17 protein-coding genes are annotated in these 16,327 nt (G+C 70.9%); 4 read left to right on the top strand and 13 right to left on the bottom strand.

Annotated features, from left to right (window positions below):
* The 8 genes from rpsC to rpsJ are packed head-to-tail and all read right to left on the bottom strand — an operon-like array spanning position 1 to position 4,446.
* Positions 1-831 carry a 30S ribosomal protein S3 gene (rpsC, locus tag ACIQMV_RS27620; protein ID WP_100569745.1) on the bottom strand — a complete coding sequence of 277 codons (831 nt, stop codon included), beginning with the start codon at positions 829-831 and terminating at the stop codon, positions 1-3.
* Positions 831-1,178: a 50S ribosomal protein L22 gene (rplV, locus tag ACIQMV_RS27615; RefSeq protein ID WP_217787114.1), complete on the bottom strand. Its 348-nt coding sequence runs from the start codon at positions 1,176-1,178 to the stop codon at positions 831-833. The genes rpsC and rplV overlap by 1 nt, the downstream gene beginning before the upstream one ends.
* Before the next feature lie 42 nt (positions 1,179-1,220).
* Positions 1,221-1,502: a 30S ribosomal protein S19 gene (rpsS, locus tag ACIQMV_RS27610; protein ID WP_018543910.1), complete on the bottom strand. Its 282-nt coding sequence runs from the start codon at positions 1,500-1,502 to the stop codon at positions 1,221-1,223.
* A 12-nt stretch (positions 1,503-1,514) separates the two neighbouring features.
* The gene (gene rplB, locus ACIQMV_RS27605) at positions 1,515-2,351 is read right to left on the bottom strand and encodes a 50S ribosomal protein L2 (protein WP_141359375.1); all 837 of its coding nucleotides are present in this window, start codon (positions 2,349-2,351) and stop codon (positions 1,515-1,517) included.
* A gap of 40 nt (positions 2,352-2,391) precedes the next feature.
* Entirely contained in the window at positions 2,392-2,811 is a 420-nt protein-coding gene (gene rplW / locus ACIQMV_RS27600; RefSeq protein ID WP_141359376.1) for a 50S ribosomal protein L23, read from the bottom strand.
* Positions 2,811-3,467, bottom strand: a complete 657-nt coding sequence (rplD, locus tag ACIQMV_RS27595) for a 50S ribosomal protein L4 (protein ID WP_225077992.1) — start codon at positions 3,465-3,467, stop codon at positions 2,811-2,813. Before rplD ends, rplW begins: the two co-directional genes overlap by 1 nt.
* Positions 3,468-3,475: 8 nt before the next feature.
* Complete coding sequence (rplC, locus tag ACIQMV_RS27590; RefSeq protein WP_100569740.1) at positions 3,476-4,120, bottom strand: 50S ribosomal protein L3; 645 nt, start codon at positions 4,118-4,120, stop codon at positions 3,476-3,478.
* 17 nt (positions 4,121-4,137) lie between these two features.
* Positions 4,138-4,446 (bottom strand): 30S ribosomal protein S10, encoded by a 309-nt coding sequence (gene rpsJ / locus ACIQMV_RS27585; protein ID WP_003948644.1) that lies wholly within the window; start codon positions 4,444-4,446, stop codon positions 4,138-4,140.
* 497 nt (positions 4,447-4,943) lie between these two features.
* On the opposite strand from rpsJ, the gene ACIQMV_RS27580 reads away from it, so the two are divergent.
* Positions 4,944-5,354, top strand: a complete 411-nt coding sequence (locus tag ACIQMV_RS27580; protein WP_402596110.1) for a hypothetical protein — start codon at positions 4,944-4,946, stop codon at positions 5,352-5,354.
* Positions 5,351-5,473: a hypothetical protein gene (locus ACIQMV_RS27575; RefSeq protein WP_402596109.1), complete on the top strand. Its 123-nt coding sequence runs from the start codon at positions 5,351-5,353 to the stop codon at positions 5,471-5,473. Before ACIQMV_RS27580 ends, ACIQMV_RS27575 begins: the two co-directional genes overlap by 4 nt.
* 94 nt (positions 5,474-5,567) lie before the next feature.
* On the opposite strand, the gene ACIQMV_RS27570 is transcribed toward ACIQMV_RS27575, so the two are convergent.
* A complete protein-coding gene (locus ACIQMV_RS27570) occupies positions 5,568-6,926 on the bottom strand; it encodes a pyridoxal phosphate-dependent decarboxylase family protein (protein ID WP_402596108.1) in 1,359 nt (452 codons plus the stop codon).
* A 117-nt stretch (positions 6,927-7,043) separates the two neighbouring features.
* On the bottom strand, positions 7,044-7,817 hold the full coding sequence (locus tag ACIQMV_RS27565) for a FadR/GntR family transcriptional regulator (protein ID WP_141359380.1): 774 nt from the start codon (positions 7,815-7,817) through the stop codon (positions 7,044-7,046).
* A 209-nt stretch (positions 7,818-8,026) separates the two neighbouring features.
* Here ACIQMV_RS27565 and ACIQMV_RS27560 point away from each other — a divergent pair, with 209 nt between their 5' ends.
* On the top strand, positions 8,027-9,388 hold the full coding sequence (locus ACIQMV_RS27560) for an MFS transporter (protein WP_402596107.1): 1,362 nt from the start codon (positions 8,027-8,029) through the stop codon (positions 9,386-9,388).
* The gene (locus ACIQMV_RS27555) at positions 9,388-10,743 is read left to right on the top strand and encodes a M20 family metallopeptidase (protein ID WP_402596106.1); all 1,356 of its coding nucleotides are present in this window, start codon (positions 9,388-9,390) and stop codon (positions 10,741-10,743) included. The genes ACIQMV_RS27560 and ACIQMV_RS27555 overlap by 1 nt, the downstream gene beginning before the upstream one ends.
* Before the next feature lie 113 nt (positions 10,744-10,856).
* On the opposite strand, the gene gdhA is transcribed toward ACIQMV_RS27555, so the two are convergent.
* The 3 genes from gdhA to ACIQMV_RS27540 form a co-directional block, all read right to left on the bottom strand.
* Entirely contained in the window at positions 10,857-12,215 is a 1,359-nt protein-coding gene (gdhA, locus tag ACIQMV_RS27550; protein WP_401775637.1) for an NADP-specific glutamate dehydrogenase, read from the bottom strand.
* A gap of 229 nt (positions 12,216-12,444) precedes the next feature.
* Positions 12,445-13,083 carry a PH domain-containing protein gene (locus tag ACIQMV_RS27545; protein ID WP_402596105.1) on the bottom strand — a complete coding sequence of 213 codons (639 nt, stop codon included), beginning with the start codon at positions 13,081-13,083 and terminating at the stop codon, positions 12,445-12,447.
* 38 nt (positions 13,084-13,121) lie between these two features.
* Positions 13,122-16,301, bottom strand: a complete 3,180-nt coding sequence (locus ACIQMV_RS27540; RefSeq protein ID WP_402596104.1) for a glycosyl hydrolase 115 family protein — start codon at positions 16,299-16,301, stop codon at positions 13,122-13,124.
* Between the last annotated feature and the right edge of the window lie 26 nt (positions 16,302-16,327).

Here is a 16,327-nt window from a genome sequence, read left to right as displayed (position 1 = left end):
TCAGGCCTCCGTTCCGGTGCTCTCAGCCGGAGCGGCAGCGGCCGGAGCGTCGGCCTTGGGGGCCTCGGCGGCCGGAGCCGACTGCTGCTGCGGCTTGCGACCGCGCCGCTCGCCACCGCGGCCACCACGGGCCGGGCGGTCGGCGCCACCACGGGCCGGGCGGTTGCCCGCACGGGCGGCGGCGTTCTCGGCGCGGACCTCGGCGATGTTCTTGACGTCGCCCTTGTAGATCCAGACCTTCACACCGATGCGGCCGAAGGTCGTCTTGGCCTCGAAGAAGCCGTAGTCCACGTTCGCGCGGAGCGTGTGCAGGGGCACACGGCCCTCGCGGTAGAACTCCGAGCGGGACATCTCGGCGCCGCCGAGGCGGCCACCGCACTGGATCTTGATGCCCTTGGCGCCGGCCTTCATCGCCGACTGCATGCTCTTGCGCATGGCACGGCGGAAGGAGACGCGGGAGGAGAGCTGCTCGGCAACGGCCTGGGCCACCAGCTGAGCGTCCGTCTCGGGGTTCTTGACCTCGAGGATGTTCAGCTGGACCTGCTTGCCCGTGAGCTTCTCGAGGTCGCCGCGGATGCGGTCGGCCTCGGCGCCACGGCGGCCGATGACGATGCCCGGACGCGCGGTGTGGATGTCCACGCGGACACGGTCACGGGTGCGCTCGATCTCCACCTTGGAGATGCCGGCGCGCTCCATGCCGGACGTCATCATCCGACGGATGGCGACGTCTTCCTTGACGTAGTCCTTGTACAGCTTGTCGGCGTACCAACGCGACTTGAAGTCGGTCGTGACACCGAGCCGGAACCCATGCGGGTTTACCTTCTGGCCCATTACCGGGTTCCTTCCTTGCTGCTGACGACCACGGTGATGTGGCTGGTCCGCTTGCGGATCCGGTAGGCACGGCCCTGGGCACGCGGACGGAACCGCTTCAGGGTCGGGCCCTCGTCGACGTACGCCTCGGAGATGAACAGCGAGTCGGCGTCGGAGTGGTCGTAGTTGTGCGCGGCGTTGGCGATGGCGCTGTCGAGCACCTTGCCAACCGGAACCGAGGCAGCCTGCGGAGCGAATCGCAGGACGGCCTGGGCCTCCGTGGCGTCCATGCCACGGATGAGGTCCACCACGCGGCGGGCCTTCATGGGCGTGACGCGGATGTACCGCGCCTGGGCCCTGGCTTCCATGGTTGTCCCTTCAGTTACTTACGTGTCTGAATGCGATCCGCTTTAGCGGCGCTTCGACTTCCGGTCATCCTTGACGTGACCCCGGAAGGTGCGCGTCGGCGAGAACTCGCCGAGCTTGTGGCCGACCATCGACTCGGTGACGAACACCGGGATGTGGGTCTTGCCGTTGTGCACCGCCAGCGTGTGCCCCAGCATGGCCGGGATGATCATCGAGCGGCGGGACCAGGTCTTGATGACGTTCTTGGTGCCGGCTTCGTTCTGGGCGTCCACCTTCTTGATCAGGTGGTCGTCGACGAAGGGCCCCTTCTTCAGGCTACGAGGCATCTCAACCCGTCCTTAGCGCTTCTTGTTCGTCTTGCGGCGGCGGACGATGTACTTGTTCGACGCCTTCTTGGGCGAACGAGTACGGCCTTCCTTCTTGCCCCACGGGGACACCGGGTGGCGGCCACCGGAGGTCCGGCCCTCACCACCACCGTGCGGGTGGTCCACCGGGTTCATGACCACACCACGGACGGACGGGCGGACGCCCAGCCACCGCTTGCGGCCGGCCTTGCCCCAGTTGATGTTGCTCTGCTCGGCGTTGCCGACCTCGCCGACCGTGGCGCGGCAGCGCTGGTCGACCAGGCGGATCTCACCGGAGGGCATGCGGAGGTGGGCCATCGAGCCCTCCTTCGCGAGCAGCTGCACGGAGGCACCGGCGGAGCGGGCGAACTTGGCACCGCCACCGGGACGGAGCTCGATCGCGTGGATCGTGGTACCGACCGGGATGTTGCGGAGCGCCAGGTTGTTGCCCGGCTTGATGTCGGCCGCGGGGCCGTTCTCGACGCGGTCGCCCTGCGACAGGCCGCGCGGCGCGAGGATGTAGCGCTTCTCGCCGTCGGCGTAGTGCAGCAGCGCGATGCGCGCGGTGCGGTTGGGGTCGTACTCGATGTGCGCGACCTTCGCCGGCACGCCGTCCTTGTCGTGACGACGGAAGTCGATCACGCGGTAGGCGCGCTTGTGTCCGCCACCCTGGTGGCGAACGGTCACACGACCGGAATTGTTACGGCCGCCCTTGCTGTGCAGAGGACGGACCAGCGACTTCTCCGGCGTGGACCGCGTGACCTCGACGAAGTCGGCGACGCTGGCGCCACGACGGCCCGGCGTAGTCGGCTTGTACTTGCGGATTCCCATTTCTCAGTCCTCGTCCGATATCGGACGATCCGGACCGCCCTCAGGCGGTCGGACCGCCGAAGATGTCGATACGGTCGCCCTCGGCGAGGGTCACGATCGCTCGCTTGGTGGCGGCACGCTGACCGAAGCCGGTCTTGGTCCGCTTGCGCTTGCCCTGGCGGTTGATCGTGTTGACCCCGGTGACCTTGACGTCGAAGACCGCCTGGACGGCCTGCTTGATCTGGGTCTTGTTGGCGTTCGGGTCGACGATGAACGTGTACTTGTTCTCGTCGAGGAGCGCGTAGCTCTTCTCCGAGACGACCGGCTTCAGCAGGACGTCACGGAGGTCCGTGTACGACTTGCTCAGCGGGGTCTCGACGGTGTTCTTGCCCTCGGTGGCGTGGCGACGCGCCTTGGCGACGCGCGCGGCCTTGGCGGCCTTGGCGGCCTTCGAGGCGATAGCGGGGTGACGGATGGCCATCAGACCTCGCTCCCTTCGGTGTCGTTGGCCTGCGGGCCGGCGACGAAGGACTCGAAAGCGGCCTTGGTGAAGACCACGTCGTCCGAGACGAGAACGTCGTACGTGTTCAGCTGGCCCGGCTCCAGGATGTGGACCTGGGGCAGGTTGCGGGCAGACAGCCACGCGGCCTCGTCGGCGCGGTCGACGACCAGGAGCAGGTTCTTGCGCTCCGAGATCTTGCCGAACAGCGTCCGGGCGGCCTTGGTGGAGGCGGTCTCACCCTCGACCACGCCGGAGACGACGTGGATGCGGTTGTGGCGGGCCCGGTCGGTGAGGGCGTGGCGCAGGGCCGCGGCCTTCATCTTCTTCGGGGTCCGCTGGGAGTAGTCACGCGGCTGCGGGCCGTGGACGACGCCACCACCGGCGAACTGCGGCGCGCGGGTCGAACCCTGACGGGCGCGACCGGTGCCCTTCTGGCGGTACGGCTTCTTGCCACCGCCGCGGACCTCGCCACGGGTCTTGGTCTTGTGCGTGCCCTGACGGGCCGCGGCCAGCTGCGCGACGACGACCTGGTGGATCAGCGGGACGCTGACCTTCTCAACGCCGAAGATCTCCGCGGGGAGCTCGACGGTACCGGCCTTCTCGCCCGCCGGCGAAAGGATGTCAACAGTGCTCATCGGTTACCTCAGGCCCCCTTGGCCGCGGTGCGGACCAGGACGAGGCCGCCGTTCGGACCGGGAACCGCGCCCTTGATGAGCAGCAGACCCTTCTCCGCGTCAACGGCGTGGACGGTCAGGTTCTGGGTGGTGACCCGCTCGTTGCCCATGCGACCCGCCATGCGGAGGCCCTTGAACACACGACCCGGCGTGGCGCAGCCGCCGATGGAACCGGGCGAGCGGTGCTTGCGCTGGGTGCCGTGCCCGGCGCCGAGGCCACGGAAGTTGTGGCGCTTCATGACGCCGGCGAAGCCCTTGCCCTTGCTCTTGCCGGTGACGTCGACCTTCACGCCGGCCTCGAACACCTCAGCGGTGATCTGCTGGCCGAGGGTGTACTCGGCGGCGTCCGCGGTGCGGATCTCGACGAGGTGGCGACGGGGGGTGACGTCGGCCTTCGCGAAGTGGCCCTTGAGGGGCTTGTTCACCTTGCGCGGGTCGATCTCGCCGAAGGCGATCTGGACCGACTCGTAGCCGTCGACGTCGTTCGTACGAACCTGGGTGACGACGTTGGGGCCGGCCTTGACGACGGTCACCGGGACGACACGGTTGTTCTCGTCCCAGACCTGCGTCATGCCGAGCTTCTCGCCCAGGATTCCCTTGATCTGCTTGGTCATCTCTCAGATCACCGGCCTCAGAGCTTGATCTCGATGTCGACACCGGCCGGGAGGTCGAGTCGCATCAGAGAGTCAACGGTCTTGGGGGTCGGGTCGAGGATGTCGATCAGGCGCTTGTGCGTGCGCATCTCGAAGTGCTCGCGCGAGTCCTTGTACTTGTGCGGCGACTTGATGACGCAGTACACGTTCTTCTCAGTGGGCAGCGGCACCGGGCCCGCGACCGACGCACCAGTACGGGTCACCGTCTCGACGATCTTCTTCGCCGACGAATCGATGACCTCGTGGTCGTAGGCCTTGAGCCGGATGCGGATCTTCTGTCCCGCCATGGCTACTCCGTAGTCCTGTCTCTTTATACGCTCCGGAACCCGATGTCCCCTCGACCTTCTCCGACCCACGCGGTCGGGTGTGTCGCGCTCCCGCTGACATGGATGCCCCTTGTTCGAACATCCTTCGGGATTGCACACGGCCCTACCGGTACCGCGAGCCGGGGGCGAAGGCCCACCGGGTGCCTGGCCGATGTCGCACCCACGCTTCCCGGAAGATTCCCGTACGTCCGCCCCAGCGCTGCCATGAGGCAGTTAGGGCGACGAGTACCGTGGGACTCGCTTCCAGTCCTCCCGGCGGGAGGCGCGCGGCATCAACGCTCGACCGAGCAACTCGGACAGTCTGCCACAGTGGGCGGGGGCCTGGCCAATCGAGCCGGGGATATTACCCCGCAGGTGACGCAGGTCAAACCAGCGGCCGCCCGGCGGCGTGGTCGGTGATCACCGGGCTGGGGCCGGGCGGCGACGGAACACACGCACACCGACACGAGGGGGACAGGGTGACGGCAGCCGACGTGAAGGGCACCGGGGAGCCGGCAGGTACCGGCGGGACGCCGAAGGGCGGCGGGGCCGAGGGGGTGCTCCGGGACGCCGAGCGCATGGAGAAGTGGTCGATCGCCTGGGTGATGGTCGCGCTGGCGATGTGGGGCGTCCTCGTGGTCCTGATGGTCTCCTCGTACGGCCCCGACGCCTCCCCCTGGGACTCCACCAGCGACCCGCGCTGCGAGGGGCCGCTGCTCGCCCCCTTCCAGCCGAACAGCTCCGTCTGCCGCAGCGAACTGCGCCAGTGGCCGGCCCTCCTCGGCTTCCTGGCCCTGGCCGTCGTCCCGACGATCGTCGCGGCGGCGGTCACCGTCTACGCCAAGCTGCTGTCCCGCCTGGCCACGGCGCTCGGCGGGACGCACCGTTGAGGCGTCGGCTCTCCACGGTGTACGTCAATCCGGAGCACGAGGACCCGGCCGTGGCCGGGGAAGCCCTGCGGGAGCCGAGCACCGTCCTGGACGAGGCCATGCAGGCGGTGCGTTCCTGAGCCGGGCCTGGGGGTACGCCTTCGGGGCGGAGGAAGCCGCCTGCCTCCGACCGCCTCGGGCCGGGCCGGCAGGGGGCCCGGTCTGCCGTCGTCGTCAGTTGGCGGAGCCGGTCGTGGTGGCGAGGATCTCGCGGACCGCGTCGAGGGTGATGCCGGGGTGGAGGAAGGCGAAGCGGGCCACCGTCTCGCCTTCCCAGACGGTGGGCGTCACGAAGGCGATCTGACGTTCCAGCAGCTCCTTCGACCAGGCGTAGTAGTCGTCCTGGGTCCAGCCGGTGCGGCGGAACAGGACGACGGAGAGCTCGGGGTCGCGGATCAGTTCGAGGCCGTCGGCGGCGCGTATCAGGCCGGCCGACTCCAGGGCGATGCGGCGGGTCGCGTCGACGGCGTCACGGTAGGCGTCGGTGCCGTTGACGGCCAGGGAGAACCACAGCGGCAGGCCGCGGGGGCGCCGGGTGAGGTGGTAGGCGTAGTCGCTGGGGTTCCACTCCTGCGGGGCGTCGGTGTGGATGCAGTCCAGGTAGGAGGCGTCCTGGGTGTGCACGGCGCGGGCCAGGGCGGGGTCTCTGTAGAGGAGGGCGCCGCAGTCGAAGGGCGCGTACATCCACTTGTGCGGGTCGACGACCAGGGAGTCGGCGTGCTCGATGCCGGCGAACTTCTCGCGGAGCTCCTGGGAGAACAGCGCGCCGCCGCCGTAGGCCGCGTCGATGTGGAACCAGAGGCCGTACTCACGGGCGACCTCGGCGATACCGGTGAGGTCGTCGATGATGCCGGCGTTGGTGGTGCCGGCCGTGGCGACGACGGCGATGACGTCCTCGGGGGACGGGTCGGCGGCGAGAGCGGCACGCACGGCCTCTCCGGTGAGGCGGTGGTCGTCGACCGGGACGACCAGGGCCTCCACGCCGATGATGCGCAGGGTGTTGCCGATCGAGGAGTGCGCCTGGGAGCTGACCGCGATCCGGGGGCGGGCCACCGGGTCGCCGGCGGCGGTGCGGGCGGTGTCGCGGGCGGCGACGAGGCCGGAGAGGTTGCCCGCCGAGCCGCCGCTCACGAAGCAGCCGCCCGCCTGGGCGGGCAGGCCGGCGAGGTCGGCGAGCAGCCTGAGCACCTGGTTCTCGGCGGCGATGGCGCCCGAGGCCTCCAGCCAGGACACGCCGTGCAGGGAGGAGGCCGACAGCACCATGTCGAACAGGGCGGCGGCCTTGGTGGGGGCGCCGGGGATGAAGGAGAGGAAGCGCGGGCTGTCGCAGGAGACCACGGTGGGCTCGATGTGCTCGGCGTACAGGCGCAGCACATCGTCGGCGGCCACGGGGCCGCTGCCGATGGCCTCCTTGAGGGCGGTCTCGAGTTCCGCGGCGTCGCCGAGTCTGCCCAGCGGCACCGGGTCGAGGGCCAGGCGGTGCTGGACGTGGCCGATGACCACCTTGGTGAGCGCTTCGTCATGGCTGTGCACGGTGCCTCCGAGGGAACGCCAACAGTAATGGATCCCATCGGATCCATTACTGAAGCTAAGCCCGCACCGTACTCCGGGTCAACACGCGCTCGGTTGTCCGCCCAGTCGGCCGTGCGGTCAGCCGTCGCCCTCCTCGTAGTGCGTCAGGAGGGCCAGGAACTGGTCGCGGGAGTCCGCCAGATGCTCGCGCATACGGGCCTCGGCCGCCTCGGCGTCCCCGGCCAGGACCGCCAGCGCGATGGCACGGTGCTCGTCCCGGAAGACCTGGGCCAGGTCCTGGCCGCCCCGGTAGACCACGGACCAGTCCGAGTCCAGCCACAGCGAATTGGCCCGGACGAACATCTCCGTGCGGGCCCGCTCGACCGCCTCGCACAGCACCTCGTTGCCCCCGGCGGCGGCGATGGCCAGATGGAAGCGCGAGTCGACCCGGTGGTAGGCCCCGAGGTCGGCGACCTCCTCGTCGAGCATCCGCACCAGCGCGCGGCGGTCGGCGGTGGAGCCGCGCAGCGCGGCGAACGAGGCCGCGGCCGGCTCGATCGTCTGCCGGTACTCCATGTAGTCACGGATGGTCGCGCGGAAGTCCGCGGCGACGGCCGCCCGCTCCTGGACCGCGGCGGACGACGCGGCGGGTCGTACTCTGGTGCCACCGGAGCGTCCGTGGGTGGTGACCACCAGACCCTCTTCGGCAAGCTGCCGCACGGCCTGGCGCACGGTGTTGCGCCCCACGCCGAGGGCGGTGGCGAGGTCGCGTTCGGTGGGCATCCTGCTGCCGGGCTCGAAGCCGCCGAGCGCGATGCGCTTGCGCAGGATGTCGGTGACCACCTCCCAGGACGGAGGCCGCTGGGTCTGCTCGGCGAGCACCGGCTGCCCCGCCCTGGTCTCCTTGGCCATCGCGCCAACTCCGTCCTCGGGTAAATGCCCGTTCAAAGAAATGGAATCGACTCAGACCCTATTGACACCCCTTGGCGGCGACAATAGCGTCCCGGGCTATGGGTTCGGACGGACCCATTGGCGGGTGCACCCTCCCACCCAGCCGGGCGTCGCTCGTACCCCCTCCCCACGTCGGACGGGCCGCCCCCCTCTCGCAAAGGAGCCGGTCCATGAGCACAGCCCTCCGCAGACCACCCGGGACCGACGGTCCCAGCAAGCGTCGCAGCCCGTTGCGGATCGCCACCGCCACCCTCATCGGCACCAGCGTGGAGTGGTACGACTTCGGCATCTACAGCACGGCGGCGGCCCTGGTCTTCCCCAAGCTGTTCTTCCCCGAGATGAACCACGCACTGGCCGTGCTCAGCTCGTTCGCCACCCTGGCCGTCGGCTCCCTCGGACGGCCGCTCGGCGCGGTCCTCTTCGGCCACATCGGCGACCGCTACGGGCGCAAGAAGGCACTGATCGGCTCCCTGCTGCTGATGGGCGTCTCCACCTTCCTCATCGGCCTGCTCCCCGGCTACGCCTCCGCCGGCGCCCTCGCCCCCGCGCTGCTGCTGGTCGTCCGCATCCTGCAGTCGCTGGCGGTCGGCGGCGAGTGGGGCGGCGCCGTCCTGTACGCGGTCGAGAGCGCACCACCCAGGCGCCGGGCCCTGTACGGCTCCTTCCCGCAGATCGGCGACGGTGTCGGCTTCTTCCTCGCCACCGGCGTCTTCGCGCTGGCCTCCCTGCCGGGCCATGACGCGCTCATCAGCTGGACCTGGCGAATCCCGTTCCTCCTCTCCAGCCTGCTGGTGATCACCGGGCTGCTGATCCGCAGCCAGCTGGAGGAGTCCCCGGAGTTCGGCGAGGCGCAGCAGCGCGCCGATCAGGAGAAGGAGTCCGCCCGGCAGATCCCGCTGGTCGGCGTGATCCGCACCGCGTGGCGCCCCTGGCTGCTGGCCTCCGGAGCCTTCCTGGTCACCGTCGGCGGCTACTACGTCATCGTCACCTTCATGTCCGTCTACGCCCTCGACCACCTGCACTTCAGCGAGGCGCAGGTCTCCACCGCCGGGATCTTCTGCTCGCTCGTGGTGATCGTCTTCACGCCGGTCTCGGCGATGCTGGCGGACCGGTTCGGGGTCCGCCGGGTCACCCTGATCGGACTCCTCTCGCACCTGCTGGTGGCGTTCCCGATGTTCTGGCTCGCCGACATCGGCACCATCCCGGGCCTCTGGGCGGGCATGGGTCTGGCCATGCTGGCCAGCACCGTGGCCTACGCCACCATCGGCACCATGATCACCACATGGTTCGCGCCCCGGATCCGCTACACCGGGCTCTCCCTCAGCTACCAGCTCGCCGGGCTGGTCGGCGGCGGCACCACCCCGGCCCTCGCCCAGTGGCTGGCCGGCCCCTCCGGCACCGACTGGACGCCGGTGGCCCTGCTCTTCCTCGGCATGGCGGTGGTCAGCGTGGTCTGCGTCCTGCTGCACCGGACGCCCGAGGAGTCCGAGGGCGCCGAACTCACCGCCACACCCACCCTGATGGAGGCCTGATGTCAGCGACAGCCGTCGCCCCCGCGGCGAGCACCGCGGGCCGCGCGCACCTGGAGGAACTGGCCCGCAAGGCCGCCCGCGCGGCCGAGCAGGCCAAAGCGTGGGAGTCCCCGTACACCGGGGCCGGCCAGGAGCTGCACGCCCGGATCGACGCCGCCGTCGCCGAGGACCGGGAGGCCCTGCTCGCCCTGAGCCACGCCCTGCACCAGGACCCGGAGCCCGGCTTCGAGGAGCACCGCGCGGTGGCGCGCGTCGCCGGACTGCTGCGGTCGCACGGCATCGAGGCCGAGACCGGGGTGTACGCCCTGCCCACCGCGCTGCGCGCCACCGCGGGCACCGGGCAGGGCCCCACCGTGGCGGTGCTGGCGGAGTACGACGCCCTGCCGGGCATCGGGCACGCCTGCGGCCACAACGTCATCTGCGCGTCCGGCGTCGGCGCCTTCCTGGCGCTGGCCCGGGTGATGCCCGCGCTCGGCGGCACGGCGGTGCTGCTGGGCACCCCCGCGGAGGAGAACGGCACCGGCAAGGAGACCATGGCCCGCGCCGGGGCGTTCGACGGCGTGGACGCCGCGGTCATGATCCACCCGTTCGCCGGCGGCGACCTGACGGACGCGCCCTACCTGGGCCTGCGGGAGGTCGTCGTGGAGTACCGGGGGCTCGCCGCGCACGCCTCCGCCACACCGTTCATGGGCGTCAACGCGCTGGACGCGGTGGTCGCCGCGTACCAGGGGATCGCCGCGCTGCGGCAGCACATCCTGCCCACCGACCGGATCCACGGCGTGATCACAGACGGCGGGACCCGACCCAACGTGGTGCCCGACCGGGCCGCCGCGCACTTCTATCTGCGGGCCGGCACCGTGGCGGCGCTCGCGGAGCTCTCCGAACGGGCCCAGCGGGTCTTCGAGGGCGCCGCCACAACGACCGGGACCGAGCTCACCGTCCGCTGGGACGACTGCCCGCCCTGCATGCCGGTGCGCAGCAACGGGGCCCTGGCCGCCCACTTCGCCCTGCACCTCACCGGGCGGGGCCGCACCGTCCTGCCCGGCAGCGCCGCGCCGGACGCCGGGTCCGGCTCCACCGACCTCGGCAACGTCAGCGTGCGGATCCCGGCCATCCACCCGATGCTGTCGGTGGCACCGGCCGGAACCGCCCTGCACACGGCGGACTTCGCCGCGTGCACGGCGGGTGCCGAGGCCGACCGCACGGTGCTGGACGGCGCCGCCGCCCTCGCCCGCACCGCCGCGGACTTCCTGGCCGACCCCGAACTGCGCGCCGAGGTGGCCCGCGAGTTCACCGCGGCCGGCGGCGCACTCGACGTCGAGCGACTGCTGGGCACACCGGGGACCACCCGCTGACCGCCGGGTCCGGATGAAACCGGCCCCGGCACACTCGCGGCGGCTCCGCGTTCACACCGCCGCCCGCGGTCGTCCGTCGGCGCACCGGACGATCGCGGGCCGGGGGAAGGCCGTCAGATGACGCCCTGGGCGAGCATCGCGTCGGCCACCCGCTCGAAGCCGGCGATGTTCGCGCCGGTCACGTAGTCGCCGGGGGCGCCGTAACGCTCGGCGGTCTCGTGACAGGTGGTGTGGATGTCGCTCATGATGAGCGCCAGCTCCCGCTCCACCTGGGCGGCCGTCCACGCCGTACGGGAGTGGTTCTGCGCCATCTCCAGGGCGCTGACCGCGACCCCGCCCGCGTTCGCCGCCTTGCCGGGGCCGAACGCCACCCCGGCCTGCTGGAACAGGTGCACGGCCTCGGGCGTCGCCGGCATGTTCGCGCCCTCGGACACGGCCTTCACCCCGTTGCGGATGAGCGTCTCCGCGTCCTTCTCGTCCAGCTCGTTCTGCGTCGCCGACGGCAGCGCGACGTCGCCCGGGACCTCCCAGACCCGCCCGCCGGGCACGAACCGCGCGGAGGTGCCCCGCCGCTCGGCGTACTCGCTGATCCTGCCGCGCTCGACCTCCTTGATCTGCTTCAGCAGCTCCACGTCGACGCCCTTGTCGTCGACCACGTATCCGCTGGAATCCGAGCAGGTCAGCGGGTTCGCACCGAGGGCGGTCAGCTTCTCGATGGTGTAGATCGCGACGTTCCCGGAGCCGGAGACGACCGCCGTCTGGCCCTCCAGCTCCTCGCCGCGCTCGCGCAGCATCGCCTCCGCGAAGAGCACGTTGCCGTACCCGGTGGCCTCCGGGCGGATCAGCGAGCCGCCCCAGTTCGCGCCCTTGCCGGTGAGCACACCGGCCTCCCAGCGGTTGGTGATCCGCCGGTACTGGCCGAACAGATAGCCGATCTCACGGGTGCCGACGCCGATGTCACCCGCCGGCACGTCGGTGTGCTCCCCGATGTGCCGGTACAGCTCCGTCATGAACGACTGGCAGAACCGCATGACCTCCGCGTCGCTCCGCCCGTGCGGGTCGAAGTCGCTGCCGCCCTTGCCGCCGCCGATGCCGAGCCCGGTCAGCGCGTTCTTGAAGATCTGCTCGAAGCCGAGGAACTTGATGACGCCCAGATCGACGGACGGGTGGAAGCGCAGACCGCCCTTGTACGGGCCCAGCGCGCTGTTGAACTCCACCCGAAAACCACGGTTGACGTGCACCCGGCAGTGGTCGTCCTGCCACGGCACCCGGAAGATGATCTGCCGCTCCGGCTCGCACAACCGCTCCACGAGCCCTGCCTCCGCGTACTCCGGCCTAGCCGCGATCACCGGCGCCAGTGTCTCCAGTACCTCGTGAGCGGCCTGGTGGAACTCGGGCTGGGCCGGATTGCGGCGCTCGATCTCGGCGAGCAGGGAGGCGAGCTGGGTCTTGGTGTCGGGTCGGGTCGTCACAGGGTCCCCTTCTGGCACGGCTACTACCGGCTCGAAGCCGGTGATGAACGCTCGGCGCCGTTGCCGCGCGCAGGAACTCGGCCGACCCGGGAATGGGCATCCGGGAAACGGCCGACCCTTCAGTGTTACCCCTGGATCGTTGCACTGGCCAGTAACCCGGCACCTTGAGTCCACGATGTGAGATCAAGATTCCGAAAAATCGGCTGGTACGACCGTTCCCGCGGGACGCCTACACCAGGCGCCAGTGGGGCAAGAACTCGACTGCGAGGTACAGGACGACGCCCAGCAGGATGATCCACGGGGCGAATCCGGTGCCGGCCGGCCCTCGCTCGACCCGGGCCGTGGGACGCAGATCGCCGTGGAGGACCATGGCACTCAGCGTGTCCGCGGCCCGGCTGCCCCGGTCGGAGCGGACGACACGGCTCAGCCAGGACGGCGCGAAGAGCCCGGCGATGAGCTCCGGCGTCCGGCCGAAGAACTCCAACTGTCCGTCGCGCCGCATCTCCACACGGGTGATCGTCGACCACGGCAGGAGCCGTGTGGACCACAGACGGCGGACGTGCACGCCGTCCCGGTCCGCGGTGACACGCCACAGCGCGAACCAGCAGCACGGAAAGCTGACGACCAGCGAGGTCCACAGCGCCTGAATCAGGGCGCCCGGCCGCGGATGCGCCAGGCCCGCCCCGGCCGGATGTTCGAACAACGTGACGAACAGGACACAGATGACCGCGGCCGTCGTCTTCCCGCGCCACCCGGCACCCCACACCAGCGGCACCTCCGGCGCCGTCATCCCCCCGGCGAGCTCCTCGACCCGGTCCCGGCGCTCCTTGCGCGCCTGCCGCCGCTGCTCCGCCCCGCCCGCTCTCATCCCCACCCCAGCCCCCGCCGTCGTGTACCACGGCGAGCTTACCGACCGGCCGGTGCTCCCCTCGGCCCCGGCCGGTGCGGGGACGGATGCCCCCGCACCGGCCGGTTGGGCCGTCGCACCGCGGACCGGGGCGACGAGCCGCCCCACACCCGCCGGCTCTCCAGCGGCCCCAGAAAGGTCTCCGGCAGGCCCCCCGTGTCGATCAGCAGCCGTTGCAGGACCGTCGTCGGGTCGATCGTCCAGAACTTCAGGCGATGCGTTCCGGCGCGGGTGATCGTGTGCCTGGTCGCGGTGCGGTTGACGTTGTCGGACGTGTTGCGGGCCCACGCCATGTTCATCGTGCCGTCGTCCGCGCCCGTGGCCGCGTTGATGTCCACCGTCTGCGGCACGGCGTCGTCGAAGGAGATGCCGTAGCGCAGGCCGCCGGTCGGGAGGGCCGGGTTCCTCGGGGACACCTCCGCCCACACCGTCACCTCTCCCGCGGAGAGGAGGGTCACCTCGTACTCCAGGCGCGGGGAGTTCGGGGCGCCGGGGGTGCGGCGCGGTGCCGTCACCGGCCAGGGGGTCATGCCCGAGGTGGTGCGGCCGGCGCCGTCCAGGCGGCGCCACTCCCCCACCACGCGGTCGTGGTGCTCCGCGTCGATCGCCACATAGCCGCCCGCCTCCACGAAGCCCTGCACCAGACGGGGCGACGGGTTCTCCGCCGTGCAGGCGACCGTCACCGTCGTGCCCGCGCCCGAGATCGTCAGCTTCGCCTCCGCCCGGCCACTGGGCACCCGGCGCCAGTCCACCCGGACCTCGACCCGCACCTGCTGCTCCACCCGGCCCCGGGCGCGGTCCACCAGCAGCCACGGGGCCGAGGACTGGATCCGGTACTCGAAGGGCGTGCGGCCGCGGTTGAAGAGCTCCACGTACTGCTGCGGGCGGGTCTGGTACGGGCTGAAGGAGGGCAGCCGGGCCGCGGTCGTCGCCCCTCCCGGCCACCAGCTCCCCGCGTCCTCCGCTCCGTCCACCGAGACGCCCAGTCCGGCGGCGCGCGGCACCTCGATCCGCCGGACCGCGGGGAAGAGGACGTCCGGGATCGCCACGTTGTCGATCTCGGGCTGCTGCCAGCCCGCGTTGGGGCCGTAGCGTTCCACGTCCCCGTAGTCGATGTGCGGCTGGGTCTGGAAGCCCTTCCACTTGCCGTCGGCCACCTCGTGGTTGAAGCGGTCGGCGAGGGCGACGTCCCGCTCCAGACCCGCTTCCGCCCGCGCCGCCAGGTCGTTGGTCGCCGCCCGCCCCTGCCTGGCGTAGAGGAGGTTCGTGAACTCGGCCTGCCGCAGGCCGTAGAGGTTCGCGGTCGCCTCCACCTCGTAGCCGACCAGTTCGAACCAGGCGTCCCGGCTCCGCGCGGGCAGCTTGCGGGCGACGCGGTCGGCCTTGCGGGCCAGGGCCTTCCACTCGTCGGTGACCCGCTCCAGCTCGCGGTGGGCGAAGTAGTACGGGGTCTGCTGGTCGTCGTAGACGACCTCGCCGTCCCGGAGGGTGATCCGGCGGTTGAGCAGCTCTGGCTTGCGGCGCGCCTGGAGCCGGCCGTACTGCGCAAGGACCTCCGCGATCGGCCCGGAGTCCGCCTCGCCGAAGTTCTGGGCGGCGTAGCGGCGTTCCCACTCCCCCAGCCGCTCCTGCGGCCAACTGTCCGGGTTCCAGGCGTAGTCGAGGAAGAACTCCGTGGGCAGTTCGTTGCCCTTCAGGTCGCCCACGTTGGCGACCCACAGGCCGTGGTTGCCGTAGGCGTGTGCCTGGTGGAGCTGGTCCCAGAGGTTGGTGAGGTTCGCCGTGTCGACCCACTTGTAGTTGCGGCCGGCACCGACGTAGTCGAAGTGGTAGTAGAGGCCGTATCCGCCGGCGCGGGCGCCCGCCGCGGGGTCGGGGTGCTTGCGGATGTTGCCCCAGTTGTCGTCGGTGAGGACGACCGTGACGTCGTCCGGGGCGCGCAGGCCGCGGTCCCAGTAGCGCTGCACCTCCTTGTAGAGGGTCCACACCTGCGGGGTCTCGGCGGCCGGCCGGCCGGTGGTCTCCTCGATGATGCGGCGCTGCTCGGCGATGATCTCCTGCATCAGCTCGATGCCGTCGCCGTCGGGCAGGCTGGTGTCGCCGTTGCCGCGCATGCCCAGGGTGACGACGCCCTCGAAGCCCTCGTCCACCATGCGCTGGATGCCGTCCCGCCAGTACGCCTTGATCGCCTCGGCGTTGCGGACGTACGACCACTCGCCGTTGCCGCCGTAGGGGTCCTTGCCCGCGCCCGCGTGGCGGTTCCACTCCTCGATGCCGCGCATCATGGGCGCCTCGTGCGAGGTGCCCATGACGATGCCGTACTCCGACGCCCGCTTGTGGTTCTCCGGGTCGTCCTCCGCGAAGGCGCGCCCCCACACCGCCGGCCAGAGGTAGTTACCCTTCAGACGGAGCAGCAGCTCGAAGACCTTGGCGTAGAAGTCGGCGTTGAAGCCGCCGGGCTGCCCCGGGGCCTTGCCCGGACCGAAGTACGCGGGCGCCCAGGTGCCCAGGGCCGGGTTCTCGTCGTTGATGAAGACGCCGCGGTACTTCACCACCGGGGTGCCCTGCGTGTGGCGGCCCGGCAGGATCCAGACGCGGTTGCGGCGCACCGGGGGCACGTCGTCCCACCAGTACCAGGGCGAGACCCCGATGCCGTAGGAGACGTCGTACGCCCCGAAGATCGTGCCGCGCGGGTCGCTGCCCGCGATGACGAGCGCGCGGTCGACGCCGGGCATCGGGTGGTCGACGACCGCCTGGAGCGAGGTCTCCCAGCGGCCGCGCACCCCGGTGACGTCCAGCTTCCCCGACTTCACCAGGCCGTCGATCAGCGGGCTGCGGCCGATCGTCCCCACCAGCACGGCGTTGCGGGCGATGGTGTGGCCGGGTCGTACGCCCGTGACCCGCTGGATGTCGTCGCGCAGGTCACCCGCCGCCCGGACGACTCCGGGATGGTCGTCGGCGCTGACCACGATCGGGGCGCCCACCAGGGAGAACGAGCCCGGCCTCGGCTCACGGGGCGCGAAGGAGACGTACGCCCCCGGATCCGTCACCCGCGGACCGCCGCCCTCGCCCCCGGCCGCCCACGCGGAACCCGACGCGCCCAGAACACCCGACGACAGCACCGGCACCGCGGCGAGGCTCGCGCCCAGGACGGCTCTTCGGCTGACGTGCGCAGACATGGCACACCCCTCACACACCTGAATTT

This window comes from Streptomyces sp. NPDC091412, from assembly GCF_044756885.1.
Lineage (GTDB): Bacteria > Actinomycetota > Actinomycetes > Streptomycetales > Streptomycetaceae > Streptomyces.
This window is presented reverse-complemented; position numbering and strand designations above follow the sequence as displayed.

Coding starts and splice junctions, on each gene's coding strand:
- rplV (WP_217787114.1), bottom strand. CDS start 1,178: ATGGAAGCCAGGGCCCAGGCGCGGTACATCCGCGTCACGCCCATGAAG.
- rplW (WP_141359376.1), bottom strand. CDS start 2,811: ATGGCCATCCGTCACCCCGCTATCGCCTCGAAGGCCGCCAAGGCCGCC.
- rplD (WP_225077992.1), bottom strand. CDS start 3,467: ATGAGCACTGTTGACATCCTTTCGCCGGCGGGCGAGAAGGCCGGTACC.
- ACIQMV_RS27545 (WP_402596105.1), bottom strand. CDS start 13,083: ATGAGAGCGGGCGGGGCGGAGCAGCGGCGGCAGGCGCGCAAGGAGCGC.
- rplB (WP_141359375.1), bottom strand. CDS start 2,351: ATGGGAATCCGCAAGTACAAGCCGACTACGCCGGGCCGTCGTGGCGCC.
- ACIQMV_RS27555 (WP_402596106.1), top strand. CDS start 9,388: ATGTCAGCGACAGCCGTCGCCCCCGCGGCGAGCACCGCGGGCCGCGCG.
- rpsC (WP_100569745.1), bottom strand. CDS start 831: ATGGGCCAGAAGGTAAACCCGCATGGGTTCCGGCTCGGTGTCACGACC.
- rpsJ (WP_003948644.1), bottom strand. CDS start 4,446: ATGGCGGGACAGAAGATCCGCATCCGGCTCAAGGCCTACGACCACGAG.
- ACIQMV_RS27565 (WP_141359380.1), bottom strand. CDS start 7,817: ATGGCCAAGGAGACCAGGGCGGGGCAGCCGGTGCTCGCCGAGCAGACC.
- ACIQMV_RS27540 (WP_402596104.1), bottom strand. CDS start 16,301: ATGTCTGCGCACGTCAGCCGAAGAGCCGTCCTGGGCGCGAGCCTCGCC.
- rpsS (WP_018543910.1), bottom strand. CDS start 1,502: ATGCCTCGTAGCCTGAAGAAGGGGCCCTTCGTCGACGACCACCTGATC.
- rplC (WP_100569740.1), bottom strand. CDS start 4,120: ATGACCAAGCAGATCAAGGGAATCCTGGGCGAGAAGCTCGGCATGACG.
- ACIQMV_RS27560 (WP_402596107.1), top strand. CDS start 8,027: ATGAGCACAGCCCTCCGCAGACCACCCGGGACCGACGGTCCCAGCAAG.